The following is a 20,077-nucleotide window of genomic DNA, read 5'->3' as shown; positions in this document are numbered from 1 at the left end:
TCCACCGCCGTTTTCCCAAAAAGAAAGCTTCGGCACACGGAAAGGGCAGTACGCCGAAGCTTTATTTTATAGCGAATATGTTTTTCCCCTCGCGTTTTGCGAGGGGAAGCTTAAAAACTATCTTTGCAACACAACGTCCCGCCGTCTTGACGCGCACGACAATATCGCCTATAATAAAAATATAATTGCATATTATTTTGAGAGTGAGCCAGAAGCTCATGAAGGGGTACACCACCGCGGGTGTAGCTGCTTCATGAGCTTTTTTGTTTTGCGAAAGGAGATGTGCCATGGTACTTAACGGACAAAATATTTTTTTGCCCCAGCCCGTAACGCTGCTGGAATTATTGCAGGAACAAGGCTACAGGCCCCAGCTGGTAGCGGTGGAACGCGGCGGCGTTATCGTCAAGCGCAGCGACTACGCCGGTACGATTATTACCGACGCCGACCGTTTGGAAATCGTCAGCTTTGTGGGAGGAGGTTAAAATGCTGACGCCAACAGAACTACAGGACGCGCTGCAAAAGGGCTTAACCGCATCCCAACGGCGCAGGCTGCAGCAGGCCGTGGTTGCCGTGGCCGGCTGCGGCGGCTTAGGCAGCAATGCGGCGGCGTGGCTGGCCCGCTTAGGCGTGGGCCATTTGCTGTTCATCGACTTTGACAAGGTGGAGCCAGGTAATTTAAACCGCCAGTATTATTTTTGGGAGGATATCGGCCGCTATAAGGCGGAAGCTTTGCGCGAGCGTCTGCTGCGCATCAACCCCTGGGGCGATTATCAGTCCTGCAACGTTAAGCTAACGGAGGAAAATATTCCCCGGCTGTTAGCCAAGGCCGATATCGTCTGCGAAGCGTTGGATAACGCGGCCAGCAAAGCCATGCTGGTCAACGGCGTTATCGATTCTCTGCCAGATACGAAAATCGTAGCCGCTTCCGGCATCGCCGGTTTTGGCAGCGGCAACGAAATTCGGACGCGGCGCATAACCCGGCGTTTGTATCTTTGCGGCGACGGCAGCAGCTCCATAGACGCTTTGCCCCTGTGCGGCGCTCGCGTGGGACTTGCCGCCGCGCACCAGGCGCTTACTGTCGCCCGTTTACTTTTAGATTTGGAGGATGAATAAATGGAAGACAAGCTGATTTTGGGAGGCCGCGCCTTTTCCTCCCGTTTTATTTTAGGCTCCGGCAAATATTCTTTGGAGCTCATCAAAGCCGCCGTGGAACAGGCCGACGCAGAACTGCTGACGCTGGCTCTGCGCCGAGCCAACGGCGGCGAGCTGGCCAATATTTTAGATTACGTGCCGCCCCACGTTACGCTGCTGCCCAACACTTCGGGCGCGCGCAACGCCGACGAAGCCGTGCGCATTGCCCGTTTGGCGCGAGAGCTGTGCCAAACGGATTTCGTGAAGGTCGAAGTCGTCAGCGACAGCAAATATCTGCTACCGGATAATTACGAAACAGTAAAGGCCACGGAAGCCTTGGCTAAGGAAGGCTTCATCGTCATGCCCTATATGTATCCCGATTTGACGACGGCTCGGCAGCTGCGCGACGCGGGCGCCGCCTGCATCATGCCCCTGGGCGCGCCCATCGGTTCCAACCAGGGACTTTGCACGAAGGATTTTCTTAAAATTTTGCTGGCCGAAATAGATTTGCCTTTAATCGTGGACGCAGGCATCGGCCGCCCCTCCCAGGCCTGCGAAGCCATGGAAATGGGAGCCGCCGCCATCATGGCCAACACGGCTATCGCCAGCGCGGGCGATATCGCGTTGATGGCCGCCGCCTTTAAGCAGGCCGTCGCAGCCGGACGGCAGGCCTATCTGGCAGGCTTGGGCGAGGTGCGCGGCAGCGCCAAAGCCTCCTCGCCCTTGACCGGCTTCTTGCGGGATTGAGGTGCGCTATGAAAAATATTACGGACGATAAATTTTTTAACGACAGTATTTACAGCGATGCTGCCGCCCGGTTCAGCGCTCGCGATCTGCCCGACCACATGGCGTATCAGGAGGGCATGGAGGTTTTAGAATCCGCTATGCTGGAGCAGGTCTGCCGCCAACGCAGGGAGTACGCTTATCAAAAATATACCGCCGCCGACGTGCGGCGAGCCTTAGCGCACGACCGGCGCACGCCGGAGGATTTCGCCGCGCTGCTGTCCCCCGCCGCCCTGCCGCTGCTGGAGGAAATAGCGCAGAAGGCTCAAGCCGAGCGCAGGCGTTACTTCGGCAACTCCGTGCATTTCTTTACGCCGCTGTACATCGCCAATTACTGCGAAAATTACTGCGTTTACTGCGGCTTTAACAGCCATAACGCTATTTGCCGCGCGCGGCTCGACGAGGAACAAATAAAGCGCGAAATGGCCGCCATCGCCGCCACCGGTATGCAGGAAATTTTAATTTTAACCGGCGAAAGCCGCAAAATGTCCGGCGTAGAATATATAGGCCGCGCCTGCCAGCTGGCCCGCAAATATTTCAAAGTCGTCGGCTTGGAAATTTATCCCGTCAACAGCGACGAGTACGCTTATCTGCACCAATGCGGCGCCGATTACGTCACGGTTTTTCAGGAAACGTATAATAGCGACAAATACGCGCAGCTGCATCTGGCGGGGCACAAGCGCGTTTTCCCCTACCGCTTTTACACACAGGAGCGCGCGCTGCACGGCGGTATGCGCGGCGTGGGCTTCGCCGCCCTGCTGGGGCTGGACGATTTCCGCCGCGACGCCTACGCCGCCGGGCTCCACGCTTATCTGGTGCAGAGGCAGTACCCTCACGCCGAAATCGCGCTGTCCTGTCCGCGCCTGCGTCCCATCGTCAACAACGAGCAGATTAAGCCGCTGGACGTCCACGAGCGCCAGCTTCTGCAAGTGGTCTGCGCCTACCGCCTGTTCCTGCCCTTCGCCTCCATCACCGTGTCCAGCAGGGAATGCGCCCGCGTCCGCGATAATTTAATGCTCATCGCCGCCAATAAAATTTCCGCCGGCGTCAATACGGGCATCGGCGGCCACAGCGTCGCGCAGGAATTAGGCGACGAACAATTCGCCATCGACGACGGGCGCAGCCTGGAGGAAATTTTCGCGGCCATGGAAAAGCTGGGCCTGCAGCCCGTGATGTCGGAGTACGTTTATGTTTAAGCTCGTCGCAGTTAGCGACGCCGCCTGCTGCCCGCGTCCGCTCCCGGAGCAGTTAACGCGCCTGCTAAGCTGCCAAAGTCCGCCCGACGCCGTAATACTGCGCGCCAAAAATTTATCCGCCGCCGAATATGAAACATTGGCGCAACAAGCCCTGCGCATTTTTCAGGATACGCCGGCGCAAATTTTTCTCCACGGGCATTGGCGGCTGGCGCAGCGGCTGGGCGTGACCCGTCTGCACCTGCCGCTGAAAAATTTACTTGCGCTGCCGCCATACGACCGCAGCTGTTTCAGCGATATCGGCGTTTCCGTCCACAGTTTGGAGGAAGCGCGGCAAGCCGTGCAATGCGGCGCGACCCGGCTGGTGGCCGGGCACGTTTACGCCACCGGCTGCAAGCCCGGCCTGCCGCCGCGGGGGCTGGACTTTCTGCGCCAAATCTGCCGCAGCAGCCCCGTGCCGGTTTACGCTATCGGCGGCGTAGGGCTTAACGCCGCGCAATGGCAGGATTTGCAGGCCTGCGGCGCGGCAGGAGCCTGCATTATGTCGGCTTATATGCAAATATAAAAAACGCAGAGAGCTTTGTAGCGGCCTCCCAGCGTCAGATTTTTAAGTCTGACTTTGCGGGGGCCGGTACATTTTTCTCTGCGTTTTGGCTTGCGTAAATTCATTTTAAAAAAAGAAAAAAGGACTGCCTTTGGAAAAATCCTCCGGCAGCCATAAAATAAGGGAAAGCGTAAGAAATAAAAACGCCGTCTGCGTGAAGCGTTTTTAATTGCCGCGCACATATTCCCGCGGCACTCGCGGACTTACATTGCAAACTATTTCATAGCAAATAGTATCCGCCCATTCAGCGACCAGCTCCATCGGCAGCTCGCGGCCGCCGAAAACGACTACCTCGCTGCCCAGCTGCACGCCGGGTATATCCGTAACGTCCAGCATGACCTGATCCATGCAGACCTTGCCCACAATGGGCGCCCGCATACCGTTAATCATCATATAGCCCTTATTGGACAAGCGGCGGCTCACGCCGTCGGCATAGCCGATGGGCACCGTGGCGATAACGCTCGTGCGGGGCGTAGTATAGGTGCGGCCATAACCGATGGTATTACCGGCAGGCAGCGTTTTTACAAAGCTGACCTGGGTTTTAACCGTCATGACCGGCTCAAAATTCTTATAGCAATCTATCATATGCGCAGGATGCAGACCGTACAGGGTAATGCCCTGCCGCACCATATCCAGCTGATATTCCTGCAGCTCCGTCAGCGCCGCGCTGTTGGCAATGTGGCGGATAGGAACATGCACGCCCTCGGCTTCGATTAAAGCCAAAGCCTCCTGAAAGCGGGCAAACTGATACGCGGCATACTGCTTATCGTCGGCGTCGGCCGTAGCGAAATGAGAAAAAACGCCTTCGATATAAATTCCCGGCAGCGAAGCGGCCAGCTTCGCAAAGCGTCCGGCGTCGCGCACATGCACGCCAATGCGGTGCATACCGGTATCCACGGCAATGTGAATTTTCGCCCTGCTATGCAGTCTGACAGCCGCCTCATTTAAAGCGTACAGCCTTTCCTCGTCAAAAACCGCATGACTGATATCGTAGCGCACGCAAATATCGGCTACCTCCGGCAGCAACGAGCCCAGCACCAGAATGGGCTGGTCAATCCCCGCGTCGCGCAGCTTAATAGCCTCCTGCAATAAAGCGACGGCAAAAAAATCTGCTCCGTTGCGCGCCGCCTCCTGAGCCACGCGCACCGCGCCATGACCGTAAGCGTCCGCCTTAACCACGGCGCAAAGCCTGGTGGTCGGCTTGAGATTGGCCTTGGCTGTCTGCACATTATGAGCTATAGCGTCAAGATTAATTTCTGCCCACGCGCCGCGCTGAATATGCATGTAATCGCCTCCCGCCTGAAGATTCTCAAAAAATAAGCCGCAGACAAAGCTTTTGCTGCGGCGTTGGTTCACACTACAGTTCTTGACTGGCGCCAGTAAACAAACTGTATTATAAGAATATATCTTATGGCTGATTTTGTCAATGATATAATGATATTTTATTTTTTATTGGAGGCACAGCCCTTGGCATAGGGACAGCCCTGACAGCCGCCGCAGCGCCGCGAACCGCCGTACTTTCTGCCAAAGTAACGGCGCGCCGCCAGCACCAGCAGCAGGACTACTGCAGCCCCTGCGATATAATATGCCATAGCCGTGCCTCCTTAATTTTATTCCTTACCCGCCAGCTTTTTATAGCCGTCCAGGCGTTCCTTAGCGTCCTTTTCCGTCTTTTCAAACAAAGCCTCGGCGGTGTCTGGGAACATCTTCTGCAAGGAGCTGAAGCGAACCTCGCCCATGAGGAACTCGCGGAAGTTTTGCGTCGGCTCTTTGGAATCCAGAATGAACGGATTCTTGCCTGCGTTCTTCAGCTCCGGATTGTAACGATAGGTTGCCCAATAGCCGCAGTCCACAGCGCGTTTTTCCTCCAGCTGGCTGCAGCCCATGCCTACCTTCAAGCCGTGGTTGATGCAGGGCGCGTAAGCGATAATCAGGGACGGGCCTTCATAAGCCTCGGCCTCGGCGATAGCCTTCAGCGTTTGGTTCTTATCCGCGCCCATCGCTACCTGCGCTACGTAAACGTAGCCGTAGCTCATAGCCATCATGCCCAAATCTTTTTTCTTAGTCTTTTTGCCGCTGGCAGCGAATTTGGCGATAGCGGCAGTCGGAGTGGATTTGGAGGATTGGCCGCCGGTATTGGAATAAACCTCGGTATCGAAGACCATGACGTTAACGTTCTCGCCGGAAGCCAAAACGTGGTCCAAACCGCCGTAGCCGATATCGTAGGCCCAGCCGTCGCCGCCGAAAATCCAGTGGCTGCGTTTTACGAAGAATTGCTTTTCAGCGTACAAAGCGGCGCATTTATCGCAGCCGTCCTTGTATTTTGCCAAAGCTGCGGTCAAAGCGTCGGCGCGCTCGCGAGTGCCTTCGCTCTCGTTCATATGCTCCAGCCAGGCGGTAGCGGCCTCGCGCAGGTCTGCGGGAGCCTGCTCCAGGGGCATAGTCTTAATCATTGCGGCTACGCGCTCGCGGGATTGCTTAACGCCCAGGAACATACCCAAGCCGTATTCGGCGTTATCCTCAAAGAGGGAGTTAGCCCAGCTGGGACCGTGCCCGTTGCAGTTTTTAGTATACGGCATGGAAGGAGCGGACGCGCCCCAAATAGAGGTGCAGCCCGTAGCGTTGGCAATCATCATCCGGTCGCCTACCAGCTGAGTTACCAGCTTAGCGTAAGGAGTTTCGCCGCAGCCTGCGCAGGCGCCGCTGAACTCCAGCAAGGGCTTTTCAAACTGAATGCCCTTCATGGTCTTTTTATTTAAAGGATTAGCCTTGGGCGCAACGGTGTGCTGGCTGTATTCCCAAGCCTCGGTCTTAGACAGCTGGCTTTCCAGCGGCTTCATAACCAAAGCCTTAGCCTTGGGAGCCGGGCAAACCTGAGCGCAGTTGCCGCAGCCGGTGCAGTCCAAAGGCGAAATAGTAATGGCAAAGTTCATGCCCTTAACGCCCATAGCAGGCTTGGACGGCAAAGTTGCCGGAGCCTTGGCAGCCTCTTCCTCGGTCATCAGTACGGGACGAATGGCTGCGTGGGGGCAAACAAAGGCGCACTGGTTGCATTGAATGCAGCTGTCGATCTGCCATTCGGGCACGTCGATAGCGATGCCGCGTTTTTCATAAGCGGAGGTGCCACTGGGGAAGGTGCCGTCGGCATAATCCTTAAAGGCGCTGACGGGCAGCTTGTCGCCCTCCAGGCGATTCATGGGAACCAGCAGCTTATCCACAAAGTCGTTGCCGGTAGCGGCGGCGACGGGAGTATCGGCAGCCTCGGCCCAGGAAGCGGGAACCTCCACGGGGACGATAGCGTTAATACCCTGATCAATAGCGGCGTTATTCATATCGACAACATTCTGGCCCTTCTTGCCATAGGAATGCTCTACGGCGTCCTTCAGGTACTTCACAGCGTCGTCCAAAGGAATGATATCGGCCAGCTTGAAGAAAGCGGATTGCATAATCATATTGATGCGGCCGCCCAGACCGATCTCCTGCGCAATCTTCACAGCGTCGATAATATAGAATTTAATGTCGTTCTCGGCAATATAGCGTTTCAGCTGACCGGGAAGCTGTTCATCCAGCTCTGCGGCAGTCCAGGTGCAGTTGAGCAGGAAGGTGCCGCCCTTTTTCAGGCCGGAGGTAACGTCATAGCCGTTAACGTAAGACTGATTATGCACGGCTACAAAATCGGCTCTGTCGATCAGATACGGAGCCATGATCGGCGTATGCCCGAAACGCAGATGGGAAACGGTTACGCCGCCGGACTTTTTGCTATCGTAGGAGAAATAGCCCTGAGCGTACATATCCGTATGGTCGCCGATGATTTTAATAGCGCTCTTATTAGCGCCGACAGTACCGTCGCTGCCCAAGCCCCAGAACTTGCAGGCTTTAGTGCCGGCAGCGGTTACGTCCACGCCCTCGACTCTGGGCAGGGAGGTATGGGACAAATCGTCGGTAATGGAAATGGTGAAGTTGTTTTTCGGCTCGGCAGCAGCCAGATTATCAAATACGGCCATGATGTCGCCGGGCAGCAGATCCTTGGAGCCTAAGCCGTAACGACCGCCGATAATCAACGGCTGGCGGTCGCTGGTGTAGAAGGCTGCGCGCACGTCCAAATACAGCGGTTCGCCAAAGGAGCCGGGCTCTTTAGTGCGGTCCAGAACGGCAATGCGCTTTACAGTCTGCGGAATAGCGTCCATAAAATGCTTTACGCTGAAAGGACGGTACAGATGCACGCACAGCACGCCGACCTTCTGGCCCTGCGCGTTGAGCGCTTCCACAACGGTGCGCGCGGTTTCCGTGCTGGAGCCCATGGTAATGATGATATTTTCAGCGTCGGCAGCGCCGTAATAATTAAACAGATGATATTCGCGGCCGGTCAGCTCTTTTATTTTGCCCATGTACTCTTCTACGATTTCCGGCAGCTTTTCATAATAGCTGTTGACAGCCTCGCGAGTTTGGAAATAAATATCCGGGTTCTGCGCCGTGCCGCGGATAACAGGATTATCCGGGTTCAGGCCGCGTTTACGGAACGCTGCGACGGCGTCCTTATCCAGCAGCTTAGCCAGATCGTCGTAATCCAGCACCTCGATTTTTTGAATCTCGTGGGAGGTGCGGAAGCCGTCAAAGAAATTGAGGAAGGGCACGCGGCCTTTAATAGCGGATAAGTGCGCTACGCCGGCCAAATCCATAACCTCCTGCACACTGCCTTCAGCCAACAGGGCAAAGCCCGTCTGACGGGCGGCCATAACGTCCTGATGGTCGCCGAAGATGGACAGAGAGCTGGTAGCCAGCGCACGGGCAGATACATGGAAGACTGCCGGCAACAGTTCGCCAGCCATTTTATACATATTAGGAATCATCAGCAGCAAGCCTTGGGAGGCAGTATAGGTAGTCGTCAGTGCGCCGGACTGCAGAGAACCGTGCACTGCGCCGGAGGCGCCGGCCTCGGACTGCATTTCCAACAGCTTAACCGATTGACCAAAAATATTCTTTTTGCCTTGAGCAGACCATTCGTCTACTACCTCCGCCATGGGAGAGGACGGCGTAATGGGATAAATTGCGGCAACATCGGTAAAAGCGTAAGAAATATACGCAGCGGCTGTGTTGCCATCCATAGTTTTCATTTTGACCATTAAATCCCCTTCTTTCCAAAATACTTCTAAAATAAAAAATTAACTGCTTGACCTTATTCAGAGCCGGTACTTATGTGACCGACACATTTAGTATACACTATTCGCCGTGTTTTGTAAAACCAAAAGCCGCAGTAAACGGCTTTGTATACATAATTTTTACAAGTATGGCTTGAATGTAGCATAAATTGGGCATCTCTAACATCTCGTGTCACAATCTTTGTCACAATGAAGGGATATTAACAGAGTTAAAAAGTAAACGAATATTTTGGAGATGAAGAAGCCACAAGCTGTTCATTCAGCCACTCATGGAATTGCTCTTTTGGTATCAACCAGTTCCTACCCAGCTGAAAGGAAGGTATTACCCTGCTGTGACACAGGGCGTATACTTGGTCTGCTTTCTTAAACCTAAGAATAGCAGCCACTTCCTTCGGTGTGTAGAAAGCTGGTGTCTTATCTAAAGACGTATCCATCTTTCACACCTGCCTTTCATTAGAATAACCACTTGTGCAAGACACTCCCACCTTTTACATTTCCGTGGGTGTCCGCATTGATTATCACTTCGACTGCCTTGTCGTGTTTGTAGTTCCGCTGTACAGACACACAGGGCAGTATTTTCTTATCACTAATATCGGTATCTCTGTTATAAGACACCCCTATCCCGACCTCCCATTTTGGTGTCATCTGTTTGACCAATGGGGTGAGGTCTACGGTGGTCTTGATGGTAGCCGTGGTGTCGTCCTTAGAGGTCTCTACGGGAGCTGCTATCTTTTCGCCATTAACAACAGCAACATAGCTATTCTCAACAACAACATCAGGGTCACTTTCAGAGGTCTTAGGTGTCACTGATAAGACGGTCTCTGTGTTGGCTTGGAGAGGACTACTTGTTTTCTGATTGTGGACATATGTGTCTCCAGTGCGACTGAGCGGGGCATACGAATATCCTATAAATCCGCCAATCAGAAGCCCTACGAGTGAACAGCATGATACCAGTACGAGGGTCTTTTTATCAATACTCATATATCTTTTATATCCTTTTCTTCAGCCATACATTTTCTGTACGTTCTTCTATTTATAATTATAGAAGAATAACCATAAGAGATAAGACCTTCGGACTGACCTTACAGTTATTCTTCTCTTATTAAATTATAATTAAATAAATTTAGAGAAACAGGGAAGCATATGTCGGCATATGTCATCACTGTGGAATCATTTAATTTTTTATCTAAATCGCCACACAGTGATACTATATATAACCTTTAGCCACCTTTCTTCGATAAGTGTGTCAGTTAGAGTTTTGTACATATATGTGTCAGTTAGGCTATCACGGCCAAAGGTTAGCCATGTCTAACCGCATAATATTTTCCGAGAACATTGTACTTTGAGAAGTCATTTTGCTTTTTCTTCTGCAATAGCTTATTATCCTGTATGCTATTTTCATCTTTATAGAATATACCATAGTCAGGGTCAAGCCACTTCTCAAGCTGTTCCTCGTTGAGTTCGTCTAAGCCCTGCTGCTCGGACATACTGACCATCTCCAAGAAATATGCAACTGCGCCCTCGACGGCATCAAGGCGGTCATCATGGGCAAGCGCACCACGGTCTCGTGAAAGCCTTGTCATCTGATAAATAAGGCTGTATTGTGGGTCGCGCTCATACACCTTATAGTCATTCTCAATGACCTGCTGGTTGACTATCAGCTTGTGCCGCATCATCACAGGTTCAAGGGTATCTATGATACGCGCTTCTTTCTGCACAGAAGCCGTCTTGCTATCCTCTACGGCGCACCCCGGATAAATCTTGTTCACAAAAGGTATTAACAGCTTTGCGAACATACCATTACCAAAGTTAGGCTCTACGAGAATGGTGTTGACGTTAAAAGCTTTCGCACGGGTAGCGATATTGCGCAGAACGTCATCAGAATAACCATCTTGGAAGCCATCGACATCAAGCAGGAATAGATAACCATTCAGGAAAGCAACAATAGCGTAAGCCGTCTCGTCTCGCCCACGACCGGACGGGTCTACGAACATGATAACCGTCTGATACTTCGCCGTTTCATTAGACCTGCTCAAAGGTGCATAGAAATAGTCGCCTTTCAGAGCGACGCAAGGTAGGTCTGTGTGCCGCTGTTGATTACCGCTTGCCCACGCCCATATCAATGAGCTTTCACGCATATCCAGCGCGGTGACAATAAGGTCAGCAACTTTGAGCGGATACTTCTCTGCGTCGGACAGGTTGGTATTCAGCAGGAATTGCAGGGCAAAACCAGCTTTACCATAAGACAACCGCCGCGCATCAATTTCTTCCTCATTGAAGCGTTGGGGGTCTGTCGGATACCCTGCATATGCCATAGGGTTACTGTCGTATTTATCCGCAATAATTTTAGCAAGACGTTCTCCATAAAATTCACGAATAGTGTTGTCTTCGGGATATACTACCGGATAGATGATACAATCATAACCACGGTTTTGCAGTTCGTTGTACAAAGACATCTCATTCTGCGGCGTACCAAGGTAAATGATACGGCCTTTAGGTTTGATGATACTATCAAATTCTTTAACAGCTTCGGACAGTTTGTCGCGCTGTACCTGCGTACCGCTGTTGTTAGGAATCTCCACATCATCGGCGATTAAGACATCAGCACGGGAACCAGTGATTTGTCCAGTGATACCCACAGACTTAACACTGGGAGAGATGTCGGGCACAGCAGGTGCTACGTCAAAGATGTTCTGTGTATCGCGCTGGTCTTTACGTGGTCTAAGGAACGTCAGAAATTCTAGCGCAAAAATAATCCTTTTGATAAATATTGCGTTAGCGTCTGCCCTGTCTTTAGAAGCAGATACAATCAGTACCTTCTTCTGTGGGTCATTCCACAACGTCCATACAGCAAAGGCGCACGTAATGAAGCTCTTAGCAACACCACGGAAGCCCTCCAAGATAAAGCGGTCATTCGGTGGGTATTGCAAGGTGTGCGCCATATCAATCTGAATAGGCGTAGGATTAGGAAGACCTATCTCTTTCCAAACGATAAAAAGGAAGACCCGGAAGTCTCCCTTTGCACGTTTAACCTGTTCGTCGTCCCAGTAAATCACTGTACGACAACCCCATCGACTTCCCTATCGAAGCACGGTATTTCCATCGTAGCCTTTTTTATGTTCGCAACACCGGGAGTTTCCGGGGTAGTCAACATTTTGTTGGTTGATTGTAAAATGAAGTTGAACATGTAGAAAAAAGAAAATCCATAGAGCATTTCTCTGGTAGAATATATGTGACCAAACATAATTCAAAGGAGATGAACTCTATGGATCAAGTATATTCTACCACAAATGAACATAAAAAGGGACAACATCTTTCAAAAGATGAACGCATTCTTATCGAAATCCGCCTCAAAGACGGCTGGACCCCTAACCGGATTGCTAAAGAAATAGGTTGTGCTCCAAATACCATTCGCAATGAAATCAAGCGCGGAACTGTCTCTTCGCCCAAGGGGAAGTCTCATCGTTACAAAGCCAATGCCGGGCAAGCTGCTTACGAACAAAACCGCCAAGCTTCTCGCCGTAATTATGATCGCCTTGAAAAAGATGCTTTTATCCAGTATGTTGAACAGCATTTTTTTGAGGATAAATGGTCTTTAGATTCCTGCGTAGGCCGTGCCTTACAAGATGGCTCTTTCTCTAGAGAACAGATCGTATGCGTCAAAACTTTGTATAATTACATTGGGCTTGGATTATTAGGCATAAAGAATATTGATCTCCCGGAAAAATTGAAGCGTAGCCCTAAGAAAGCCAGGGAGCGCGAAGCCAAGCGTGTCCTTGGGCGCAGCATTGAGGAACGGGACAAAGAAATCGAAGCTCGTAAAGAGTTTGGGCATTGGGAATGTGATCTAGTAATTGGTTCTAAGTCTGATGAAGATGATGCTTTGCTGACAATGCTAGAACGAATGAGCAGAGAGTTTTTGGTAATACGACTACCAGGGAAAGATGCTCAATCTGTAATGCAAGCACTGGAAGAAATCCGTTCCCAATACAGTGAACATTGGAACGAAATCTTTAAGACGATAACTACAGATAACGGCTCTGAGTTTGCTAAGCTTAGCGATCTAGAGGGGATAAGCAAGACGCTAGTTTACTTTGCACACCCATATACCTCATGCGAAAAAGGCTCTATTGAAAGACACAATGGGCTTCTGAGGAGATTTATTCCTAAAGGCAAGCGCATAGATAGCTATAGCAATGAACAGCTCTGCCAGATAGAAATCTGGTGTAACAGCCTGCCCAGAAGGATTCTAGGCTACAAGACATCGGATGAAGTTTTTGAAGCTGAGTTAGATAAAATTTATGGTTTTGCAGCATAAGCAAGTATCGCGTAACAGGTATATAGCGCATATAAGCTACCTTTTGACGTTATGGATTGTTCAGCAAAAATGTTCAACTTGTTATTGCAATTTACGATAAAAATTTTTACAATAAATTAACACCTGATGAAAGGCACTCTTATGAATGAAGTTGAGTTTACTAAGTTATTATATGATATAAGTTATGCATATGAACATAAAATAGCAGAATTAAACAGTGAAAACAAAAGACTAGAGCATTTGTTAAATGATAGTGTTCTTTATAAAACAGAAATAACACTAAAAAAAATCTTAAAAACTGTGATTAAATGTGCACTTAATATTATAAAGTATATCGTTATTCGAGTTGGTCTGAAAGAATACGTCAAAAATTTAAAATTATATAAGAAATATAAGAACAAAGGAAGTTTTTAAAATGCACATATTGTTACTAACAGATATACCCCCTTGTACCAACTATACTGCAGGCCTAGTACAAAAGCAATTATGTGAATTCTTATTTGAAGAGGGGCATCAGGTCAGTTGTGTAAGTATTGTGGATCCTTCTTTGACACCGTGTATTCCTGATAGTATTAGAGAAAAATTTTCTGTTTTTCTTTCGTTTGATAAACCTAATGAAGGTTATGGAAGACGAAAATTTGGTGCTTTAAATTCACTGATTTTTAATAATTATAATAGAAAAATTTTCTTACCATTTCTGGCCAATAAAATATCCAATGAAATAAGGAATAGTAACAATACTTTTGATTTAATATGGAGTGTCATACAGGGACAGACTATGATCTGTTTAGTACCAAAAGTAGCGAATAAGTTAAATTTAGAATATGTGGTTGAAATATGGGATCCTCCTGAATGGTGGTTGGATGAGAACCATTTTGATTCTTATTCTTATCATAAGGTAATGAAAGCTTTTAAAAGGCTTCTTTTGAATGCAAAGTGTTGTCTTGCTGCTTCTCATAATATGGCAAAAGAGTATAAAGAGAAATATAGTGCTGTATGTGTACCTGTAATACCGAGTTTGAAAGCCTATTCTCCTTTCATAAAAAAAAGTGATAATAGTGAGTTTCATATAGGGTATTCTGGACAAATATATTCTAAAAATGAATTCTCTGCTTTTATTGATTCATTAGATAGTATTAAGTGGACCTATCAAGGAAAAAGAATAATACTTTATGTATTCACCGACTATATTGATACTGTTATTCTAAAGCAACATCCTAACATTAAAAGTAGTGGTTGGATACCTCAGGAAGAACTGTTAAAAAGGTTGAGTTGTATGGACTTATGTTATTGTCCTTACAGATTTGATAAGAAATTTGAGGTTATAGCTAGATTATCATTTCCATCAAAATTAACAAGTTACTTAAAATCTGGGGTACCAGTTTTGGTACATGCACCTGTATATTCTTCCATAAGTAACTTTATTAAAGATGGTATTACGGGATACGTGTGCAATACCACAAATATTGATGATATAGCCGAGAAAGTAAAACTAATAATTAATGATGGAAATCGTGAAAGCATAGGTATGAATGGATATCAATTGTTTCTTAAATTTTTAACAAATGAAACTATGAAAAAATCATTTTATAAGTCATTAGGGATGCGTGATACTAATTATGAACATTGTACAGATTAATAATACAGATTTACCTGGTGCAAGGTTTAATGGGTATAATTTACAAAAGAATTTTAACTCAAGAGGAATTAGTACAAAGCAATTAGTATATGAAAAGCTTAGTAATGATGAAAATGTTATTACATTTTCGGATAGTGTCAATACATCTGTGATATATAGAGAATTTGAAAATGAACATTCTATTAAAAGTATAGTTTTTCCATATGCACATAAAATAATGAAAATGAAGGAGTTTGTTGATGCAGATATAGTGCACTATCATTTAATTCACAATTATATATTGTCAATATTAGATTTTCCTAAGCTAGTATCGTTGAAGAAATCTGTTTGGACAATTCATGATCCATGGGTTTTTACTGGACATTGTATTTATCCGATGGATTGTCGAAAATATCTTTCAGGATGTGAATGCTGCGAAAATTTAGATAGAAATTTTAGTATGTTAAGAGATAATGCTGCTTATATGTGGGATCTTAAGAAGAGAATATTTAATAGTTTGGATATTGACATTGTTGTAGCGTCTAAGTGGATGAAGAATTTAATCGATGAGAGTCCTATTACAAAATCCCTCAAAAGAATACATATTATTCCTTTTGGTATTAATTTAGAGAAGTATAAAGTAGATGATAATAGAAAAAATAGAATAAGGAAAAAACTAGGAATCACTCAAGATGAAATAGTGTTATTTTTTAGAGCTGATAGAAGTGTATATAAGGGATTAGATTTGATAAAGGATATGCTTGATAAACTTGATGTAAGGAATCATATTACTTTGCTCACAGTTGGCGAAGCAGGATTACTTAATAGGTTTAGGCTTAGATATAAGGTTAAAGATTTTGGTTGGCTTAATAATGAAGACGGTATTTCTGATTTATATGCTAGTGCCGATATTTTTTTGATGCCTTCAACAGCTGAGGCATTTGGTGTAATGGCTATAGAAGCTATGGCATCTAGCGTTCCTGTTATTGTTATGGAAGGAACTGCATTACCAGATGTCGTAGATGCCCCGCGGTGTGGAATGGCATTCCATAAAAATGATATTAATGATTTTGTTTATAAAGTGGAATTGTTGATAAATAATGAGAACGAGAGGATAAAGCGGGGAAAGTTATGCAGAGAGTTAGCTGAAAGCAAGTATGATGAGAACACTTATTTTGATACCATGTTAGACTTATATCAAAATATTATAAAGAGGAAATAAATGAGAGAAAAGTATATTGATTTTTTGAGAATTATAAGCGCATATGGTGTAGTGTTATTACATTCCACTGCTTATGCAATATATGATTATAATGGTAAATTCTTTAATGAATTTGTATTTTTAAATACATTTACAAGATTAGCTGTCCCAATTTTTTTTATGTGCAGTGGAGCTAGCGTATTGAAAGCTGATTTTAAAATTGACAGTTTGTATAAAAGAGTCAAAAGAATATTATATCCTCTGCTTTTTTGGTCTTTTTTTTATGAATTTTATTTAATACGCTGTGGAGTTAATAAAACATTTTTAAGTATTTTAAGCGATATTTTACATGATAAGGTAATGTATCATATGTGGTTCTTGTACGCATTGCTAGGAGTATATTTATTGATACCTTTTTTATGTAAAATGCTTTATGGTATGAGTTTTCAGGATTGGAAATGGTTTTGGACTTTGTCAACTTCAATAATATTGTGCAAAACGATATTTACATATCATTCTTCGTATTTACCTATTAGCTTCACTATTATACCTACTTGCGTAATATATGTGATTGCTGGATATTATTTGGCTAATTTTGAATTTATCAACAAGAGAACGTTTGTTCAAGCTGGGGGGGGTTATTAGTAGTGTTTTAATTATTGCTAAGTTGACTATTGATGCAAGTAAGGTGTCAGGGATGTATAATGAAAGTTTTATAACTATGGATAATTTTTTCGTTTTTTGTGGCAGTTGCTTATTTTTTGTACTAATTAAATCTTCTCATAGACTGCTCTCTAATAAGTATGTATCTTCTATCTTAGTATCTATGAGTAAAATAACATTTTTTTGCTATTTATCCCATGTATTGGTTTTGGATATTTTATACAGTAAACTTTATTCGCATAATTTTTATTCTGCTAATCATCCCATATTATCTTCTATATTTTTAAGTGTATTAACTTTTTTGTTTTGTGTAATTTTAGGGTTGATTATAAAAAGGTTTTCATTTATTAATAAGTTTATTTAATTGGAGGTTGTATGATATGTTTAAAGGCAAGACTTTATTAATTACTGGCGGTACTGGTTCTTTTGGCAATGCAGTATTGAAGAGATTTTTAAATACTGATATTGGCGAAATTCGCATTTTTTCTCGTGATGAAAAAAAGCAGGATGATATGCGTAAACTGTATCAAAATGATAAGATTAAATTTCATATTGGCGATGTTCGTGATATTCAGAGCGTTAAAAATGTGATGCATGGCGTTGATTATATTTTTCATGCAGCTGCATTGAAGCAAGTTCCGTCTTGTGAGTTTTTCCCGTTAGAAGCAGTTAAGACTAATGTTTTGGGAACCGAAAATGTATTAACAGCTGCTATTGAAGCAGGGGTAAAGAGAGTGGTTTGTTTGTCTACTGATAAAGCGGCCTATCCAATCAATGCTATGGGTATATCTAAAGCAATGATGGAAAAGGTAATTATAGCTAAATCTAGAACAGTAGATCCACAAAAAACAGTAATTTGCTGTACCAGATATGGCAATGTAATGGCGTCTAGAGGTTCTGTAATTCCGCTGTTTGTCGATCAAATTAAGGCAGGCAAGCAATTAACTGTTACCGACCCTAATATGACGCGCTTTTTAATGAGCTTAGATGAAGCCGTTGACCTTGTGCTGTACGCTTTCAAGCATGCAGAACCTGGCGATTTATTTATTCAAAAAGCTCCTGCTAGCACAATTAAGGATTTAGCAGAAGCCATCTCTGAATTATTTAACTACGAGAAACCTGTAAGAATTATTGGTACTCGTCATGGTGAAAAATTATACGAAACGCTTCTAACTAAAGAAGAGAAGCTGAAAAGTGAAGATCATGGTGAATATTTTAGAGTTTCTGCAGACAAAAGAGATTTGAATTATGATAAATATTTTGTTAAAGGAACGCCGGATTTTGAAAAAATTGAAGCGTATACATCGCATAACACTACTAGATTAGATGTTAATGGGGTAAAAGAAAAACTTTTATCTTTACCATTTATTCGGGAAGAATTGGGTTTGGAGTAAAGCGAGGTATTCCAAATGAAATTTTTAGTTTTAGGCGCTACCGGTATGTCTGGGCATACCATAAGTATTTATTTGCTAGAACAAGGATATGAAGTTGATACCTTGTCTAGGAAACCCTTTTCTTATGGGAATAATATTGTTTGTGATGTAACTGAATTGGGTATGCTGGAGAATGTAATTGCACAAGGTAATTACGATTACATTATTAATTGCATAGGTTCTTTAAATCAGTTTGCTGATAATGATAAAGCTAATGCAGTATTTTTAAACAGCTTTCTCCCACATTGGTTGGTGAAGGTTACGAGCGCCTTAAAAACAAGAATTATTCATATGAGTACGGATTGTGTTTTTTCAGGGCGGAAAGGCAATTATGCGGAGAATTCATTTCCTGATGGAAGTACCTTTTATGATAGAAGTAAAGCTTTAGGGGAGATAAACGATTTAAAGAATCTTACCTTTAGAAATTCCATCGTTGGACCAGATATTAGTGAAAATGGTATAGGCTTGTTTAATTGGTTTATGAAACAGAAAGGTCCAATTAACGGATATAAAAAATCTATCTGGTCAGGTGTTACTACATTAACGCTTGCAAAAGCGATGGAAAAGGCAGCAAAAGATGGGTTGGTTGGAGTATATCATTTAACTAATAATGAAAATATTTGCAAATACGATTTATTGTGCCTTTTTAATAAGTATTTTAAAAATAATAAATTAGAAATTAGCTGCGTGGATGGAGTTAATCTTAACAAATCTATTATCAATACACGAAATGATTTTGATTTTATTGTACCGGTGTATGAAGATATGATAAAAGAGATGGTTGAATGGGTAAAGACTCATAAAAAACTTTATCCACATTATTTTGCTGAATAGGGTGATATTATGCGAAAATTAAGAGTTATGACTATAGTTGGTACTCGACCAGAAATAATTAAGCTTTCAGAAGTAATAAAAAAATGCGATAAGTATTTTGAACATATTTTGGTTCATACTGGACAAAATTATGACTATACTTTGAATAAGATTTTTTTTGATGAACTTGGTTTACGTGAGCCTGATTATTATCTAGGTATTGTCGGTGATAATTTAGGGCAGACAATCGGTAATGCAATTGCCAAATCATATGAATTGATGGAAGAAGTGAAACCGGAGGCTTTATTAGTATTAGGCGATACCAATTCTTGTTTATCAGTCATTGCTGCCAAAAGGTTAAAGATACCGGTGTTTCATATGGAAGCGGGCAATAGGTGTTTTGATGAAAACCTACCAGAGGAAGTTAATCGCAGAATTGTAGATGTTACCAGCGATGTAAATTTGTGTTATACAGAGCATGCACGAAGATATTTGAATGCTTCTGGGGTTGCTAAAGAACGTACATATGTTGTTGGTTCGCCTATGGCAGAAGTATTGCAAAAAAATATAGAAAGTATAAACGCTAGTAAAGTTTTGGAGGAACTTGAATTGCAAGATGGTAGGTATATCTTGCTTTCTGCTCATAGAGAAGAAAATATTGATATTGAAGAGAACTTTTTTTCGTTAATGAATTCTGTAAATTATATGGCAGAAACATATCATATGCCTGTTATATATAGCACACATCCGCGTAGTAAAAAGTTTATTGAGAAGAGAAATTTTAAATTTCATCCATTAGTGAGAACTTTGCAACCGTTTGGTTTTTTTGATTATAACTGTTTACAGCAACATGCGTTTTGCGTAGTGAGTGATTCTGGAACACTACCTGAGGAAGCAAGTTATTTTAAGTTTCCGGCTGTATCTATAAGAACAAGCACAGAACGGCCTGAAGCTATTGATAAGGGAGTATTTATTATTGGTAGCATTGGGAAAGAGCAGGTTGTGCAAGCGGTTGAATTAGCTGTAGCTATGCATATGAATAATGATAATGGTATTACCGTACCAGATTATGCAGATGAAAATGTTTCCACTAAAGTTATTAAAATAATTCAAAGCTATACCAGCATTGTGAATAAGATGGTTTGGAGAAAATAGAGATTA

Annotated in this window: 19 protein-coding genes; 13 read left to right on the top strand and 6 right to left on the bottom strand. The window is 44.7% G+C overall.

Annotation, left to right across the window (positions count from 1 at the left end):
- Positions 1-287 precede the first annotated feature (287 nt).
- The 5 genes from thiS to Q4E64_RS06290 are packed head-to-tail and all read left to right on the top strand — an operon-like array spanning position 288 to position 3,672.
- The gene (gene thiS / locus Q4E64_RS06310) at positions 288-482 is read left to right on the top strand and encodes a sulfur carrier protein ThiS (protein ID WP_303166903.1); all 195 of its coding nucleotides are present in this window, start codon (positions 288-290) and stop codon (positions 480-482) included.
- 1 nt (position 483) lies between these two features.
- Entirely contained in the window at positions 484-1,113 is a 630-nt protein-coding gene (gene thiF, locus Q4E64_RS06305) for a sulfur carrier protein ThiS adenylyltransferase ThiF (protein WP_303166902.1), read from the top strand.
- Positions 1,114-1,878: a thiazole synthase gene (locus Q4E64_RS06300; protein ID WP_303166901.1), complete on the top strand. Its 765-nt coding sequence runs from the start codon at positions 1,114-1,116 to the stop codon at positions 1,876-1,878.
- Between the two features lie 8 nt (positions 1,879-1,886).
- A complete protein-coding gene (gene thiH / locus Q4E64_RS06295) occupies positions 1,887-3,110 on the top strand; it encodes a 2-iminoacetate synthase ThiH (RefSeq protein WP_303166900.1) in 1,224 nt (407 codons plus the stop codon).
- Complete coding sequence (locus Q4E64_RS06290) at positions 3,103-3,672, top strand: thiamine phosphate synthase (RefSeq protein WP_303166899.1); 570 nt, start codon at positions 3,103-3,105, stop codon at positions 3,670-3,672. Before thiH ends, Q4E64_RS06290 begins: the two co-directional genes overlap by 8 nt.
- Positions 3,673-3,876: 204 nt before the next feature.
- Here the strand turns inward: Q4E64_RS06290 and alr are convergent, their stop codons facing one another.
- From alr to terL, 6 genes are all read right to left on the bottom strand, one after another.
- Positions 3,877-4,995: an alanine racemase gene (gene alr / locus Q4E64_RS06285; RefSeq protein ID WP_303166898.1), complete on the bottom strand. Its 1,119-nt coding sequence runs from the start codon at positions 4,993-4,995 to the stop codon at positions 3,877-3,879.
- Positions 4,996-5,153: 158 nt separating this feature from the next.
- Complete coding sequence (locus Q4E64_RS06280) at positions 5,154-5,303, bottom strand: hypothetical protein (RefSeq protein ID WP_303166897.1); 150 nt, start codon at positions 5,301-5,303, stop codon at positions 5,154-5,156.
- An 18-nt stretch (positions 5,304-5,321) separates the two neighbouring features.
- Positions 5,322-8,834, bottom strand: coding sequence for a pyruvate:ferredoxin (flavodoxin) oxidoreductase (gene nifJ, locus Q4E64_RS06275; RefSeq protein ID WP_303166896.1), 3,513 nt, complete (start codon positions 8,832-8,834; stop codon positions 5,322-5,324).
- Positions 8,835-9,079: 245 nt separating this feature from the next.
- Positions 9,080-9,304 (bottom strand): helix-turn-helix domain-containing protein, encoded by a 225-nt coding sequence (locus Q4E64_RS11460; protein ID WP_368501529.1) that lies wholly within the window; start codon positions 9,302-9,304, stop codon positions 9,080-9,082.
- 19 nt (positions 9,305-9,323) lie between these two features.
- On the bottom strand, positions 9,324-9,851 hold the full coding sequence (locus tag Q4E64_RS06270) for a hypothetical protein (RefSeq protein ID WP_303166895.1): 528 nt from the start codon (positions 9,849-9,851) through the stop codon (positions 9,324-9,326).
- A 317-nt stretch (positions 9,852-10,168) separates the two neighbouring features.
- Positions 10,169-11,926, bottom strand: coding sequence for a phage terminase large subunit (terL, locus tag Q4E64_RS06265; RefSeq protein WP_303166894.1), 1,758 nt, complete (start codon positions 11,924-11,926; stop codon positions 10,169-10,171).
- A 209-nt stretch (positions 11,927-12,135) separates the two neighbouring features.
- On the opposite strand from terL, the gene Q4E64_RS06260 reads away from it, so the two are divergent.
- The 8 genes from Q4E64_RS06260 (at position 12,136) to wecB (ending at position 20,071) form a co-directional block, all read left to right on the top strand.
- Positions 12,136-13,188, top strand: coding sequence for an IS30 family transposase (locus Q4E64_RS06260; RefSeq protein ID WP_303166893.1), 1,053 nt, complete (start codon positions 12,136-12,138; stop codon positions 13,186-13,188).
- Positions 13,189-13,329: 141 nt separating this feature from the next.
- Complete coding sequence (locus tag Q4E64_RS06255) at positions 13,330-13,602, top strand: hypothetical protein (protein WP_303166892.1); 273 nt, start codon at positions 13,330-13,332, stop codon at positions 13,600-13,602.
- Between the two features lie 121 nt (positions 13,603-13,723).
- Positions 13,724-14,827 carry a glycosyltransferase gene (locus Q4E64_RS06250; protein ID WP_303166891.1) on the top strand — a complete coding sequence of 368 codons (1,104 nt, stop codon included), beginning with the start codon at positions 13,724-13,726 and terminating at the stop codon, positions 14,825-14,827.
- Positions 14,808-16,028, top strand: a complete 1,221-nt coding sequence (locus tag Q4E64_RS06245; RefSeq protein WP_303166890.1) for a glycosyltransferase — start codon at positions 14,808-14,810, stop codon at positions 16,026-16,028. Before Q4E64_RS06250 ends, Q4E64_RS06245 begins: the two co-directional genes overlap by 20 nt.
- On the top strand, positions 16,029-16,652 hold the full coding sequence (locus Q4E64_RS06240; RefSeq protein ID WP_303166889.1) for an acyltransferase: 624 nt from the start codon (positions 16,029-16,031) through the stop codon (positions 16,650-16,652).
- A 398-nt stretch (positions 16,653-17,050) separates the two neighbouring features.
- Positions 17,051-18,064: a polysaccharide biosynthesis protein gene (locus Q4E64_RS06235; protein WP_303166888.1), complete on the top strand. Its 1,014-nt coding sequence runs from the start codon at positions 17,051-17,053 to the stop codon at positions 18,062-18,064.
- A 15-nt stretch (positions 18,065-18,079) separates the two neighbouring features.
- Positions 18,080-18,937: a sugar nucleotide-binding protein gene (locus Q4E64_RS06230; RefSeq protein WP_303166887.1), complete on the top strand. Its 858-nt coding sequence runs from the start codon at positions 18,080-18,082 to the stop codon at positions 18,935-18,937.
- 9 nt (positions 18,938-18,946) lie between these two features.
- A complete protein-coding gene (wecB, locus tag Q4E64_RS06225; protein WP_368501528.1) occupies positions 18,947-20,071 on the top strand; it encodes a non-hydrolyzing UDP-N-acetylglucosamine 2-epimerase in 1,125 nt (374 codons plus the stop codon).
- Positions 20,072-20,077 lie beyond the last annotated feature (6 nt).

Origin of the sequence: Phascolarctobacterium sp., assembly GCF_030531065.1 — a bacterium.
In the GTDB taxonomy this organism is placed as follows: Bacteria; Bacillota; Negativicutes; order Acidaminococcales; family Acidaminococcaceae; genus Phascolarctobacterium_A.
The sequence above is the reverse complement of the archived record's forward strand: the minus strand, read 5'-3'. Positions and strand labels throughout refer to the sequence as shown.